This is a genomic window from Desulfosarcina sp. (assembly GCF_041551955.1).
Taxonomy (GTDB): Bacteria; Desulfobacterota; Desulfobacteria; order Desulfobacterales; family Desulfosarcinaceae; genus Desulfosarcina.
The window spans coordinates 1-13,553 of record NZ_JBFELV010000101.1 but is presented as its reverse complement, the minus strand read 5'-3'; the positions used below and the strand labels follow the sequence as shown (position 1 = coordinate 13,553).

12 protein-coding genes are annotated in these 13,553 nt (G+C 56.3%); 9 read left to right on the top strand and 3 right to left on the bottom strand.

The window, feature by feature from the left end; all coding sequences use genetic code 11:
- The 7 genes from ABYV26_RS09970 to ABYV26_RS09940 all read left to right on the top strand — a co-directional run.
- Positions 1 to 368: alpha/beta hydrolase (locus ABYV26_RS09970; RefSeq protein WP_372680570.1), on the top strand; the 368-nt coding region annotated here is incomplete at its 5' end.
- Positions 369 to 565: 197 nt separating this feature from the next.
- Positions 566 to 1,240, top strand: coding sequence for a metal-dependent transcriptional regulator (locus ABYV26_RS09965; protein WP_372680568.1), 675 nt, complete (start codon positions 566 to 568; stop codon positions 1,238 to 1,240).
- Between the two features lie 178 nt (positions 1,241 to 1,418).
- Complete coding sequence (locus ABYV26_RS09960) at positions 1,419 to 2,414, top strand: metal ABC transporter solute-binding protein, Zn/Mn family (RefSeq protein ID WP_372680566.1); 996 nt, start codon at positions 1,419 to 1,421, stop codon at positions 2,412 to 2,414.
- 144 nt (positions 2,415 to 2,558) lie between these two features.
- A complete protein-coding gene (locus ABYV26_RS09955) occupies positions 2,559 to 3,392 on the top strand; it encodes a metal ABC transporter ATP-binding protein (protein WP_372680564.1) in 834 nt (277 codons plus the stop codon).
- Positions 3,393 to 3,396: 4 nt separating this feature from the next.
- Positions 3,397 to 4,848 (top strand): iron chelate uptake ABC transporter family permease subunit, encoded by a 1,452-nt coding sequence (locus ABYV26_RS09950; RefSeq protein ID WP_372680562.1) that lies wholly within the window; start codon positions 3,397 to 3,399, stop codon positions 4,846 to 4,848.
- Positions 4,849 to 4,850: 2 nt separating this feature from the next.
- Positions 4,851 to 6,173: a metal ABC transporter permease gene (locus ABYV26_RS09945; RefSeq protein WP_372680560.1), complete on the top strand. Its 1,323-nt coding sequence runs from the start codon at positions 4,851 to 4,853 to the stop codon at positions 6,171 to 6,173.
- 201 nt (positions 6,174 to 6,374) lie between these two features.
- Positions 6,375 to 7,421: an alcohol dehydrogenase family protein gene (locus tag ABYV26_RS09940; protein WP_372680558.1), complete on the top strand. Its 1,047-nt coding sequence runs from the start codon at positions 6,375 to 6,377 to the stop codon at positions 7,419 to 7,421.
- On the opposite strand, the gene ABYV26_RS09935 is transcribed toward ABYV26_RS09940, so the two are convergent.
- The 3 genes from ABYV26_RS09935 to ABYV26_RS09925 are packed head-to-tail and all read right to left on the bottom strand — an operon-like array spanning position 7,418 to position 11,282.
- Positions 7,418 to 7,984 (bottom strand): flavodoxin family protein, encoded by a 567-nt coding sequence (locus ABYV26_RS09935; protein ID WP_372680556.1) that lies wholly within the window; start codon positions 7,982 to 7,984, stop codon positions 7,418 to 7,420. The two genes, ABYV26_RS09940 and ABYV26_RS09935, sit on opposite strands and share 4 nt — an antisense overlap.
- A gap of 34 nt (positions 7,985 to 8,018) precedes the next feature.
- Complete coding sequence (locus ABYV26_RS09930; protein ID WP_372680554.1) at positions 8,019 to 8,930, bottom strand: glycyl-radical enzyme activating protein; 912 nt, start codon at positions 8,928 to 8,930, stop codon at positions 8,019 to 8,021.
- Positions 8,931 to 8,933: 3 nt separating this feature from the next.
- Positions 8,934 to 11,282, bottom strand: a complete 2,349-nt coding sequence (locus tag ABYV26_RS09925; protein ID WP_372680552.1) for a formate C-acetyltransferase/glycerol dehydratase family glycyl radical enzyme — start codon at positions 11,280 to 11,282, stop codon at positions 8,934 to 8,936.
- Positions 11,283 to 11,799: 517 nt separating this feature from the next.
- On the opposite strand from ABYV26_RS09925, the gene ABYV26_RS09920 reads away from it, so the two are divergent.
- Positions 11,800 to 12,408, top strand: coding sequence for a short chain dehydrogenase (locus ABYV26_RS09920; protein WP_372680551.1), 609 nt, complete (start codon positions 11,800 to 11,802; stop codon positions 12,406 to 12,408).
- A gap of 72 nt (positions 12,409 to 12,480) precedes the next feature.
- On the top strand, positions 12,481 to 13,329 hold the full coding sequence (locus ABYV26_RS09915) for a LysR substrate-binding domain-containing protein (protein ID WP_372680549.1): 849 nt from the start codon (positions 12,481 to 12,483) through the stop codon (positions 13,327 to 13,329).
- Positions 13,330 to 13,553: the final 224 nt, after the last annotated feature.

The window sequence follows — 13,553 nt, the reverse complement described above, 5'->3', positions numbered from 1 at the left end:
CAACGGATTTTACCGCCGGGAGTCCTTCGCTGGTTTCTCGCGCTTCAACAGACCCGATCATCAATCCGGAAATTTTGCCCGCGCTCATCCCCATCTACCTGGGCAGCCATACCGAGCCCACCGATCCGTATGCATCGCCTCTGTTTGGCGATTACAGCGGGATGCCCCCGCTTTTATTGCAGGTAGGCGACGCTGAAGTGTTGCTGGACGATTCCACGCGATTGGCAACCCATGCTGCCGAGCAGGGGTGCGATGTGACCCTTGAGATATGGGACGGCATGCCGCATGTGTTTCAAGGATTTGCCCCTTTCCTTCCAGAGGCCTCGAAGGCGATAGAAACGATTGGAAAATTTATCCGTCAGCACTGAATAGCATTTGATTCAAACACCATCAATCGACTCCTCCCCTCGGCAAGCCGCGGGGAATCATCAACGAAACAAGAATCGGAGTAAGTCACGTTGAGCGCGCTGACAGGCCTTGACGACCGCCTGCAGATAAAATAGATGATAATTGAATGCCACATCCGTTGGTTGGCCCATTTTCTCGCCTTCGGGCACATAATCGCATGACACACTCAGACGCCGTCGAAGACTACCTAAAAGCCATTTACGTCCTCCAGGAGAGGGACGGCCTCGCAAGGACCGGTGCCCTGGCCCGGCAGTTGGGGATCACTGCCGGATCGGTTACGGAAATGATCAAACGCATGGCCGGCACGGCTCCACGGATGATCACCTATCGACAGCATCACGGGGTGACGCTCACTGACCGCGGCCGGCTGGTGGCGATAGCAATTATACGCCGGCACCGGTTGTTGGAGACTTTTCTACAACAGGTACTGGGACTCGGCTGGGAGGCGGTTCACGAAGAGGCCGAAACGCTGGAGCACCACTTGTCGGAGCGCTTGATTGGCGCCATCGACCGACACCTGGCATATCCCCGATTCGACCCCCACGGCGAACCGATACCCGACCCATCCGGACATATGAGCGCGCCGACCGGTGAACCGCTCAGCGCGTTCGACGATCATGAGTCCTTTCGCATCGTTCGCGTGGAGCCATCACTTGATGGCATGCTCGACTATCTGGATGAACTGAAACTCGGCCTGGGAACCACGGGTACAGTGGTGAACCATGCACCCTTCAAGGGGCCGGTTACCCTGCGTATCATCGACGGCAGCAGTCATCGGGAAACGGTCATTGGACGAGACATCGCCGATCGTATCTATGTCGTGCCCATTTAATTTTATACTTCCAAAATATATTTTTAGGTTGACCTAAATTTTTTTTGCATTAAGTTAACCCCATCACCCGAAATAGTAACCGCGATAGCGAACGCATTCCCTCCCGCTTGTCGAAGCAAGGTGGAGATCCCGCTCATTGGGGCCGCGGAAAGGGTCCAATCCAACAGAAAGGACGGTCATGAAATCATTGACAATCCTGGCCCAACGACAACTTCGCTGGCCATCCATCGTCCTTGGCGCAACGGCTGTCCTGCTGCTCACCATGTCCGTTCAGGCGGCATCGTTCAAAGGAGACTATCCCATACGGGTTGGCGCAACGGTGGGCATGGTGGCGGACATCGTCCGGGAGGTGGCGGGTGACCACGCCGCGGTTACCAATATCATCGGCTCAGGGGTGGACCCTCATGTTTACAGCCCCACCCGAAGCGATGTAGCCGTTCTTCTCCGATCGGACATCATATTTTATTCCGGCTTACTTTTAGAAGGCCAAATGACAGACATCCTGGTCAAGGTGTCCCGCAAACGTCCGGTCTATGCCGTAACCGAACGGCTTCAGCAGGAGTATCTGATTCATGACAACACCACCGATCACCATGATCCCCATGTGTGGATGGATGTCAGCGGATGGATCAAGGCGGTGGCGGTGGTGGCCGATGCCATGGTGGCGTTCGACCCTGTGCACGCCGACGCATACCGCCAAAATGCAGCGGCTTACCAGGTAAGGCTCCACCGTCTGGACGACTATGCCAAAAAAGTGATTGCCTCCATTCCCGACAACCAGCGCGTGCTGGTCACTGCCCACGACGCCTTCAATTACTTGGGCCGTGCCTATGGCATCGAAGTAATGGGCATTCAGGGACTCTCCACCGAATCGGAGGCGGGACTAAAAGACATCAACCGCCTGGTCAGCCTGCTGGTAGACCGTCGGATCCCGGCGGTCTTCGTCGAAACCAGTGTATCGGATAAAAATGTGAAGGCCCTCATCGAAGGCGCGGCCGCCCGCGGCCACCAGGTCGTCATCGGTGGTGAGCTCTTTTCCGACGCCATGGGTGCCGCCGGCACGTACGAAGGCACCTACGAGGGTATGATCGACCACAACGTGACCGTCGTCACCCGTGCCCTGGGCGGCAACGCGCCGGCCACCGGCATGCAGGGGAAATTGGCGGCACATTGACGATTGAGACCTGAGGCCGGCTGTCGGGCGAAGTGCCCGGTGATGGCTAACCGCATTTGACCTGGGATGATTGGCCTGCAATTCTCAACAATTCTACTCACCCCCTGAATAATTAGGCCTCTTGGCAAAGGATAAGGAGCACTCATGGCAAACGCTCAGTTTCAGACAATTGAGGCAACCGCAAGCGCGGGCCTCGACGCCCGCAACGCTCCGCTGTGGGTCAACGATCTCACGGTGGCCTACCACCGCAAACCGGTACTCTGGGACATCGACCTCACTCTGCCTGAAGGCCGCCTGATTGCCGTGGTAGGGCCCAACGGTGCAGGCAAGAGCACCTTCATCAAATCGGTGCTGGGACTGGTTCCACGGGCATCCGGCGCCGTAACCATCTATGGGAAATCCTACGAGACCCAGCGGCATCTGGTGGGCTACGTGCCCCAGCGGGAGAGTGTGGACTGGGACTTCCCCGTCAATGCCCTGGATGTAGTCGCCATGGGGCTTTACCGAAAAATCGGCTGGCTGCGTCCCGTTGGCAGGGGGCACCGGCGCACCGCCATGGATGCGCTGGACAAGGTAGGCATGGCCACCTATGCCGATCGGCAGATCAGCCAGCTATCCGGAGGCCAGCAGCAGCGCGTCTTCCTTGCGCGGGCACTGGCCCAGGACGCCCGCCTCTATTTCATGGACGAACCCTTTGCCGGTGTGGACGTGGCTACGGAGCGTGCCATCATTGCACTGCTCAAGGAGCTGAAGGCGGCCGGAAAAACCTGTGTGGTGGTGCATCACGACCTGCAGACCGTCCCTGCCTACTTCGATCACGTGGTGCTGCTGAACATGCGTCTGGTGGCCGCCGGACCGGTGTCGTTGGTCTTCAACGAAGAGAACCTCAAAAAGACCTACGGCGGCCGGTTGACCCTGCTGAGCAGGGCCCTGAACGAGTATGCCCGTACACCAAAATTTCCGGAAGACAAAGGGTAAAGCCATGAAAACGCGCCCATTGTCAACGATGAGAAGCATTTTAAGCGTTCTGTTGGCAGCGTTGTTTTGTACCGCAGGGCCATTGCCGGCCGCTGCCGGCGGCACCCAGCCGACGGACGGCTTTATGGTGGAACTGCTCCGGGTGTTCACCTTCCAGGACTACAACACCCGGGTAGTGGTTGCGGGTACGACCCTTCTCGGACTGGCCGCCGGCCTGATCGGGACCTTCCTGGTGCTGAGAAAACGTGCCCTGCTCAGCGACACCCTCAGTCATGCCACCTTACCGGGGATCGCCCTGGCATTTATCGTCATGACCCTGCTGACGGGCGATGGCAAGCAACTGCCGGCCTTGATTGCCGGCGCGGCCCTTTTCTCGGTGATCGCGACGCTGTCCGTACTGGCCATTCAGCGCTTTTCACGGCTCAAGGATGATGCGGCGCTGGGCATCGTCCTGAGTGTTTACTTCGGACTGGGCATCGCCCTGATGGGCATGGCCACCCGAATGGACGCAGGCAACGCCGCCGGATTGTCTTCATTCATCTATGGCAAAACCGCCTCCATGCTCTTCTCCGATGCCCTGCTCATTGGCGTCACGGCGCTGGTGGCCGCCGTAATATGCCTGCTCTTTTTCAAGGAGTTCTCCCTGGTCTGCTTCGACGCTGACTTCGGCATGACCCAGGGTTGGCCGGTGACCCGTCTGGATTTTTTAATGATGGCCCTGGTGATCCTCGTGACCGTTATCGGGCTGCAAGCCGTGGGACTGATCCTGGTGGTGGCCCTGTTGATCATTCCGGCCGCATCCGCCCGGTTCTGGACGTTCCGCCTGCGTACGATGCTCTGGCTGTCCGGCGCCTTCGGCGCCCTGAGCGGCTTTCTGGGCTCGGGTATTTCCGCCCTCATGGCCAACCTGCCGGCCGGTGCCGTCATCGTCCTCACCGCTTCGTCGTTCTTTTTGGTCAGCCTGGTGTTTGGATCGGCCCGGGGGTTGCTGCGCATGGGAATCGGACGGATCGCCCTGCGACGCAAAATCAGGGACGAAAACCTGCTCAGAGATCTGTACGAATGGTCGGAAACGGCATCGAACGACGAGGGCAACGGCCCGTCGGCCGGCCAATTGATGGCACGACGCGCCTGGTCCCCGGCCGCCCTGCGGCATACGGCAAACCGGATGGAACGGCGCCGAATGATCCGCCGCAGCAACGGGCAGAAAATCCGACTTACCGAAACCGGCAGGGAAGCGGCACGGGAGGTGGTTCGGCGTCACCGGTTGTGGGAAACCTACCTGATCACCCATGCAGACGTGGCCCCTGGCATGGTCGACCTGAGCGCCGACCGCATCGAACATGTGCTGGAACCGGACCTGATCAGACAATTGGAGATCGCGCTTGCCGATACGGCCGAAAAGGCCCTGCCAAGCAGCCCCCATTCGCTGAATGTCGGGAAGGGAGTGAACTGACCATGGAATGGACCTTCATCGATACATGGATCGTCGTAGCCGGTGCCCTGAGCGCCGCCGCCTGTGCCCTGCTGGGCAATTATCTTGTCCTGCGGCGCATGAGCATGATGGGCGATGCCATCAGTCATGCGGTGCTGCCCGGCCTGGCGGTTGCCTTTCTGGTGACCGGCAGCCGGGACAGTCTGCCTATGCTGGTGGGTGCCATTCTGATCGGCGTGATCACCACCCTGATGATCCAGGGCATCGACCGCCTCAGCGGCCTGGATCGCGGAGCCTCCATGGGCGTGGTCTTCACCACGCTGTTCGCCGTGGGTCTGATCCTCATCCGGCAAGCCGCTGATCACGTGGATCTTGACCCCAGCTGCGTGCTATACGGTGCCATCGAGCTGACGCCTCTGGATACGACCCTGCTCTTCGGCTATGAAATCCCCCGTGCGGCCGTCACCAGCGGCGCGATGCTGTTGTTCAACCTGGTTTTCGTGATTGTGTTCTTCAAGGAGCTGAAGATCACCGCCTTCGACCCGGCCCTGGCCACGACCATGGGCATCAACGCCAATGTCATGCACTACGCACTGATGACACTGGTGGCGGCGACCACCATCGCCGCCTTTGAAAGTGTGGGCAGCATCCTGGTCATCGCCATGCTCATCGTTCCGGGAGCGGCGGCCCACCTGATCACCGATCGACTGGGCCGCATGCTGGGCATCAGTGTGGCATTCGCCGTCGTATCGGCGGTGTTGGGCCACATCGGCGCCATTACCATTCCAGTCTGGTTCGGCTTTCAGGATACCAGCACCGCTGGAATGATGGCCCTGACCACCGGGCTGCTCTTCCTGCTGGTTTTTCTCTTTTCGCCGCGCTACGGCGTACTCAGCCGGTTGATCAACCAGCTGCACCTCGGACTCAAAATCGTCGGCGATGACATCCTCGCGTTTCTCTACCGCTACCATGAACTGGCCCCTGCCGATGCGGCGCCGGTTCCCGTCGCGGAGGTAAAAAATGCCTTGAGAGCAGGACACACCGTCCAGCTGATGGTCTGGAACCTTAAGCGAAAAGGGTTCGTGCAGCGTTTGGCGACGGGGTTGGCCCTGACCCCGTCGGGTAAAAACGCCGGCAAGGGAATGATCCGCTCCCACCGCCTGTGGGAAACCTACCTATGCGATGTGATGGGTTATTGCGATGCCGATGCGCACCGCCACGCACACCGCTTCGAGCATTTCACCGATTCTGACCTCCGGCACCGGCTCAGCGAAGCGACCGGCAACCCCGTACGTGATCCTCACCGGCGGGTCATCCCCAAAGAAGAGAAGATGACAACGCATTGACATTCGCCGGTGGTCTGTTCAAAAAGCACGCGTAAGGTGCCGCAAGGCTCAAAAGGAAATCCCGTGAAATTCGATAACGGTCCCGCCACATAAGGTTTTTTTAATTCATGAAGCGGTTTTCCCGAGCTTGGCCGATCGTCGGTACTCAGGCCATTCATTCGGCAGATACAGCAGTATTGGAAAACAATCGAGGAGGCGACGATGAGTGACTTACCCACAACGATGCGAGGAGTGTGGTTGACCGGCCATGGCGATCTGGACCGGCTGGAGTTTCGTGGGGACATACCGGTACCCGTGCCCGGACCGACCGATGTGCTGGTGCGCGTTGCTGCTGCGGGCGTCAACAACACGGATATCAACACGCGGATCGCCTGGTATTCGAAGAAAGAGGCTGCCAGTGAAGATGCCAGTTGGTCGGGGCAACCGCTCCAGTTCCCACGTATTCAAGGGATCGATGCGTGCGGTTATATTGCCGCCGTGGGCAGAGAAATAAACCCGGATAGAATTGGTGAGCGGATACTGATCGAGCCTTGTCTCCGAGAGGCGCAAGGCAAAAGCCTCGAGCATCCATGGTTCTTCGGTTCGGAGTGTGACGGCGGTTTTGCCGAATTCACGGTGGTGGCCGCCCGGCATGCCCACAAAATCGACAGCAGCCTGTCAGATGTGGACCTGGCCTCCTTTCCATGTTCTTACTCCACGGCAGAAAACATGCTGGCGAGGGCCGCGGTTCAGGCTGACGAACGCGTTTTGGTGACCGGTGCCTCAGGGGGTGTCGGCTCCGCCGCGGTTCAATTGGCCAAGGCCCGTGGCGCCGAGGTTTGGGCGGTAACCACCCCATCCAAATCGGAGGCGCTCAGGCAGTTGGGTGCCGACGAAACGATTTCACGCGACACGGACCTGATCGCGACACCCGGTGCAAACCGTATGGATGTCGTAATTGACCTCGTGGCCGGTGGCAAGTTTCCCCAGTATCTGGAAGTGCTGCGCCCTGGTGGGCGGTATGCGGTGGCCGGAGCCATCGCCGGTCCTTTGGTGGAATTGGACGTCCGGACCTTGTATTTAAAAGATCTCAGCCTTTTGGGTTGTACCGTTCTTGGACCTGAGGTGTTCCCCAACCTGATTCAATCCATCGAACAAGGCGCCGTCACGCCAGTTGTTTTCCGATCGTTTGCCCTGGAGGAGATTCGTGATGCCCAGACCCTTTTCCTGGAAAAGCGGCATGTCGGAAAAATTGTGCTGAAGATCTAACCCGCCAAAGATCTCGCCAGACCTACGGCCTGATCCTTGGCGGATTCCGGCAGTTCCGCAGGCAGACTGCACCCACCCACGTACAGTTCACCCCCTTTTGGGGCCTTCAAAAAATCCGCGATGCGATCGAATGCAGTGAACAGGCCTTCGGCATTGTTCTCATAGGCATCCGCACCGGTGACCAGCAGGCCGATGCGCTTGTTTTCGATTAAGGAGGTATGGCCGGGTTGATGGTAGTTGGTCACCAGGGCGTAGCTCCGATCGATCAGCCGCTTGAGTTGCGATGTAAATCCCCAGAAGTAGATCGGCGACGTAAACAGCACCGCATCGGAAGCGATCATGCGCTCGAAGATGTCCACGGCGTCGTCTTTCTGGACGCAGGCGATCTCCTCGGGGTTCTCTTTACACTTGCCGCATCCCAGGCAGCCCCCGATGGTTTTGCTGTTCAAGTAGATCCGTTCAACCGAATGGCCCAGGGTTATCAGTTCGTCCTCCACCCAGCCCAGAACCGTGGCTGTGTTGCCTTTCTTGCGGGCACTGCCCAAGAGTGTCGTGATCTGCATGGTTGATTCTCCTTTGATCTGAACGGTAGCGGTGCTAATTGGTTACCAGATTAATCCGGAATTTGTCGAGTACTCCGGCAGCTTTTTCCATCTCCTCTCTCGAAGGGGCCGGGATTTCCTCCATCTTGCAGGACCGTCCTAAACGTGCATATTTCACCTCTCCCAGCCGGTGGTAAGGCATCAGTTCCAGCTGTGCCCCTTCCCGGTGGTCCTGCAAAAACGCTCCCAAGGCTTCCAGGCCAGGTAAGTCATCGTTTACACCGGGTATCAACGGCATCCGCACCCGCATGTCCTGGTCCGTCTGAAGCAACATTGCCATATTCTTAAGGATCAATGCGTTTGAAACCCCGGTGAACTGCCTGTGCCGCTGATCATCCATGAGTTTCATATCACAGATGACCGTGTTCACCAGGGGTAGGATCTCCGCTAGCGTTTGCGTGGCAACGTGAAGGCAGGATTCGATGGCCGTGTGAATATAGTTGGCCCTGCACCTTTCGAGAAATGCTTTGACGAAGCGAGGCTGAAACAGGGGTTCCCCGCCCGACAGGGTCACACCGCCGCCGGACCGTTCCCAGAAAGGGCGATCCGCGGCAACCTCGGCATACAGATCGTCTACCGACACGGTTCGGCCCATCACCTGAAGCGCTTCAGCGGGACAGGCCTCAACACATTTTCCGCAAAGATCGCAGGCTGTGCGGTCAAGAAGATGGTTGGTGTCAGACACACGGATGGCATCCTGCGGACAGGTTTCCATACACCTGCCGCACAGGATACATTCATGGTTCAGATGGGCAAGTTCGAGCGCCGTTTTTTGGGATTCCGGGTTGGCGCACCACCGGCAACGGATCGGGCACCCCTTGAAGAACACGGTGGTGCGGATGCCCGGCCCGTCGTGAATGGCATAGCGATTGATATCAAAAATAATCCCCTCGGTGTCCGGCGCCATCGATCAGCAGACCTCGTGGGCCGTTCGGGAAATCACCTCGTCCTGGACATCTTTGCTCAACATGACGAAATAATCACTGTATCCTGCCACCCGAATCAACAGCGAACGATAATCATCCGGGTATTGCTGGGCTTCGATCAGGGTTTCCCGTGAAACCACGTTAAACTGCATATGATGGCCGCCATAATCAAAATAGGTTCGGATCAAGGCGGCAAATTTTTTAAGATTGTCTTCACCTGCCAGCGTCTGGGGCGTGAACTTCATATTGAGCAGCGAGCCTACGGTGGACACGTGGTCCAGTTTGGCGATAGACTTGACCACGGCCGTGGGGCCGGAGAGATCCTGGCCCTGGACCGGAGAAATGCCCTCGGCCAGCGGGGCGCCGGCAAGGCGGCCGTCTGCGCTGGCCGCCGTCAACACGCCAAAGGGCAGATGAGCGGTCGTGGGAATCATGTCTGCAGCATAAGGGACGCCGCGGTCATTGGTGTAGTCTTTGAGCAGCTTCACAAACAGATTCACCAGCCTTGCCGCATTGCGGTCAACCTCGTCGCGATCATTGCCAAGCTTGGGCGCTTTATTCCAGAGCAGATTCCGCATGGTCTCATGGCCATCGAAATTGTCTTTCATGGCCTGTACGATGTCGCCGGTGGAAAAGGTTCCTTTTCCGAAAACAAAATGATCGATCGCGGCAATGGCGTCCGTGACGGTGCCCGTGCCCACACCGGACAGCATGGGCTGCGAGTACCTGGCGCCACCATTGTGGAAGTCCTTGCCTTTTTTGATGCAGTCATCCACGACCAGTGAGGTGCACAAGGCTGGACACGACCGGGCGAACACCAGCTTTGCCGCCGTATCGAACTGGTGTTTTAGATCGACCATGTGACGAATCTGAGCTTCAAGGGCCTGCCAGACGTCTTCGATGGACCGGAATTGATCCGGCGTGCCCGTTTGGGGGCCCAATTGTTTGCCGCTGATCATGTTGGTCCCGTTGTTGAGGGCCAGTTCCAGACATTTTGCCAGGTTGATGTATCCGGAGGAGGCCATCTGGTCATTTCCTTGGCCCGTAATTTCGACGCAACCGTTGATTCCCCCGTTGCGCGCATCTTCGAGGCTTTTGCCTTTTTCGGTCAGCGACAGGACAATCTCGTCGGCGTTGAACATGGCTGGCATGCCGGTGCCTTGGCGGGCCAGCTCGCAGGCTTTCAACAGGAACGCATGCGGGGATTTGCTGCTGATCAAACAGGAGAGCTGGGGTTGGGGGAGCAGAAGTGCCGACTGGGCTTCGATGCACATATAGGAAATATCGTTGACCCCGTCGCTGCCGTCGGCCTTCAATCCGCCGACATTGAGATTCTGAAAATCGGCATAGGTGTTGCTGGCCTTGGCCGTACCTGCCTCCTTGACCACCGTCATCTCGGCGAACTTGACCCACAGGCAGTTCAATAGCTCCTGGGCGTCCGCTCTCGTAGTTGCCTTTTCAGCCATGTCTTTTCGGTAAAAAGGGTAGATGTACTGGTCAAAGCGGCCCGGGGAAAGGGCATAGGCATTGCTTTCCAGATTGAGCATGAGATGGGTAAACCAGAAGGATTGAATTGCTTGCCAGTATGTTTGAGGGGGATGCTCCGGCACCCACCGGCAATTGTTGGCAATTTGCAGAAGTTCGTTTTTCCGTTCCGGATCTCGGCACGACTGCGCCATTTTTTCGGCTTCATCGGCATAGCGGTGGGCAAAGGCCACCACGGCATGGATCACGATCAGCAGCGCTTTGTAATAGTTTTGTTTCTCGGCGTCCTCCGGCGTCGTGCCCTGCAACGCATGTTCAACACGATAGCGCAATCCGTCGAAGCCCTCCTTCAAAACGGTTTCATAGTTAGGATTGAAATGACCGATGCTGCGATTGAGATAGTAGTGAAACAGGGCGCCTTCATCCGCGGCTTCCATCGCGTTTGCCGGGATCGTGGGCAGAATACGGTCATAGATCGTGCGTCCCTCCCAGAAGGGAATGACCTCTTGCTTGACGCGGTTTTTGTTTTCCTCGGATATGTCGAAGGCGGTTTCATAGCGCTGGGACAGGCTGTCGATCTCTTTTTTTAACCAGTCAACATTGAATTCGGGGTAGAGTGGCGAGCCTAAGGCGGTAGGCGTTTTGCAGCCGACGATCAATTCATCGTCTTTGATCAGGACGGTGGACTGCCGGAATACTTTTTCCATGGCCCGCGCTTTCTGGATGGCCAGAGGCTCATTTTCGTTCTCCTGGTACGCCTGGGTCACAAGAAGCGCCCTTTCCGCGTATACTTCGGGCTTCGCGTTGACAATCTGGTTTTTAAGTCTTTCAAGGCGTGGCGTCAGCATTTTAATCTCCCGTTATCGTTAGTAATTATGGAACCACAATTACGGTCGGTTCAACTATTCATCTATTGCGGTCAATGATGTCTACTCAGCTTTTAAAAAAATTTCTCTTGCGTGGTACTTAACGGTGTCAGGATCACATGTCCAATGAATTGATTTGATGTTAACAATCAAATGTCCTGATCATTTTGTCTGTCTGTAAGCGACACACCGGCTCACCCCACCAATTTTCCCTAACAAGGCTTATTTCAAAACCTTTTCAGCAACTAATGCGCGGATTCATAACGATCACAATTTCTGATTGTAAGTATCAAAACAATTCATTGGACAAATGTTTTTAGCGGCCTTAATTTATTGTTCAGTGTCGGTGCATAGTGCGTTTACTCCGTTGGGTGCCAATCGTGTATGGAAGACGGGCATCCGCATTCTTGCTGCAACACGCATGGGCTTCGGTCGCAGGAATATGCCTGATTTGCTTGAGACGGATTAAGATCCAAAATAAATCGAAGGAAGAGGAAAAATGAAAATTCTTATTGTAGGCGGCAAAGGTACTATTGGCAGAAAAGTCAGCAACCATCTTTCAAAGAAACACGACGTGGTGGTTGCCGGAAGAACTTCAGGTGATGTAACCGTGGACATTACCGACAGCCAGTCCATTGAGGCCATGTTTTCCTCTGTCGGCAACGTCGACGCCGTTGCCTGCATCGCCGGCGATGCCAAATGGGCGGCTTTCGATTCCATGACCGAGGAAGACTTCTACATCGGCCTGAGAAGCAAATTAATGGGCCAGGTGAATCTGGTGCGAATTGGGCAGAACTATTTGAATGCCGGCGGTTCTTTCACCCTGAGTACGGGTATTCTGGCTGACCATCCAGTTGACATGACCACCAGTGCCGCCATGGTCAATGGCGGTATACACAGTTTTGTCAAAGCCGTATCCCTCGAATTGAAGAACGGCATCAGAATCAATGTGGTATCGTCCGGGCTGGTCGAAGACGCCGTCGATAAATATGAGGCCTATTTTCCCGGCCACAATCCCATACCCATGAAAAAAGTGATCAATGGTTACGTAAAAAGTATACTGGGAAAAGGCACCGGTGAAATAATCAGGATGTATGACAACTGCTGATTATTGAAGCATCAGGAGGGCCGACCCCAACATCTGACGGTCGGCCTTTCAACATCCAAACAGTTGATTATCATGAACCTGCACATCGATTTTCTCAGAACCTTCCTTGCCGTTGCCGATACCAAGGGGTTTACCAAAGCCGGCAGACTGGTCAACCGCTCTCAATCGGCCGTTAGCATGCAAATCAAACGTCTTGAAGATGAAGTCGGCAAGCCCCTTTTTGAAAGGATTGGAAAGACGGCGAAGTTGACTGCCGACGGGAACCTGCTGATTGTCTATGCCCGGCGCATTGTCAAGGAGCATGACGATGCGGTCATGGCGCTGTCCAAGCCGGCGCTGAAAGGGCTCATCCGCTTCGGCTCTCCGGAGCACTACACCACGGGTATACTGCCCACCCTGCTGGCCCGGTTCGCCGCATCCTATCCAGATGTCCTGGTCGAAATGCGATGTGAGAACAGCGATGTAATCAAAAACGCCGTCGACAAGGGTGATCTCGATGTTGGCCTTTGCACCCAGATTCATGGCGGGGGGCAGGTCATCTATCATGACCCGGTGGTATGGATCGCCGACCCCGGATTTCTTCTCCCAAAGGATAAGCGCCTTCCCCTGGCCGTTTTCGAAGAGGACTGCATCTTCAGGGCATGGGCCCTGAAAGCCCTGGAAAAGGCAGGCATCGAACACCGGATTGTTTATGTCAGCCGCAGCATGTCGGGAATTGTTGACGCGGTCCGGGCCGGACTGGCCATTGCGCCCATTGTTCAGAGCAACGTTCCGTCGGACCTGACGACGCTTGGGCCGGAGAACGGATTGCCGGTGCTGCCGATATCCGATATCGTGCTGCACACGGTGCAATCGCCGGTGCCTGAGACCGTTGCCTGCTTTGCCAGTCACCTCATCAAGTCTTTCAGGGAAAAGGGCTGACTGCCTTTTCAATGAAAGTGAGTAATAAAACCCGTCAGATTCCACCTAAATCCGCTGCATCTGGTTTGCGATTGTATTTCCAAAATACGCTGCTATCTGCCAAATATTATAATTGAATCTAAGCAAACGGTTTGTAAAACGCTCGATGGTGCTATGGGTAGGCAGCTATCGTTTTCCTATATTGCTTTGTTTTTCCGTCTATCGTAATCATCGGCTCTGATTCT

Bases quoted from the DNA above. Each gene is read 5' to 3' on its own strand.
- ABYV26_RS09950 (WP_372680562.1), top strand. From the start codon at position 3,397: ATGAAAACGCGCCCATTGTCAACGATGAGAAGCATTTTAAGCGTTCTG.
- ABYV26_RS09925 (WP_372680552.1), bottom strand. From the start codon at position 11,282: ATGCTGACGCCACGCCTTGAAAGACTTAAAAACCAGATTGTCAACGCG.
- ABYV26_RS09930 (WP_372680554.1), bottom strand. From the start codon at position 8,930: ATGGCGCCGGACACCGAGGGGATTATTTTTGATATCAATCGCTATGCC.
- ABYV26_RS09965 (WP_372680568.1), top strand. From the start codon at position 566: ATGACACACTCAGACGCCGTCGAAGACTACCTAAAAGCCATTTACGTC.
- ABYV26_RS09940 (WP_372680558.1), top strand. From the start codon at position 6,375: ATGAGTGACTTACCCACAACGATGCGAGGAGTGTGGTTGACCGGCCAT.
- ABYV26_RS09935 (WP_372680556.1), bottom strand. From the start codon at position 7,984: ATGCAGATCACGACACTCTTGGGCAGTGCCCGCAAGAAAGGCAACACA.
- ABYV26_RS09920 (WP_372680551.1), top strand. From the start codon at position 11,800: ATGAAAATTCTTATTGTAGGCGGCAAAGGTACTATTGGCAGAAAAGTC.
- ABYV26_RS09915 (WP_372680549.1), top strand. From the start codon at position 12,481: ATGAACCTGCACATCGATTTTCTCAGAACCTTCCTTGCCGTTGCCGAT.
- ABYV26_RS09955 (WP_372680564.1), top strand. From the start codon at position 2,559: ATGGCAAACGCTCAGTTTCAGACAATTGAGGCAACCGCAAGCGCGGGC.
- ABYV26_RS09945 (WP_372680560.1), top strand. From the start codon at position 4,851: ATGGAATGGACCTTCATCGATACATGGATCGTCGTAGCCGGTGCCCTG.
- ABYV26_RS09960 (WP_372680566.1), top strand. From the start codon at position 1,419: ATGAAATCATTGACAATCCTGGCCCAACGACAACTTCGCTGGCCATCC.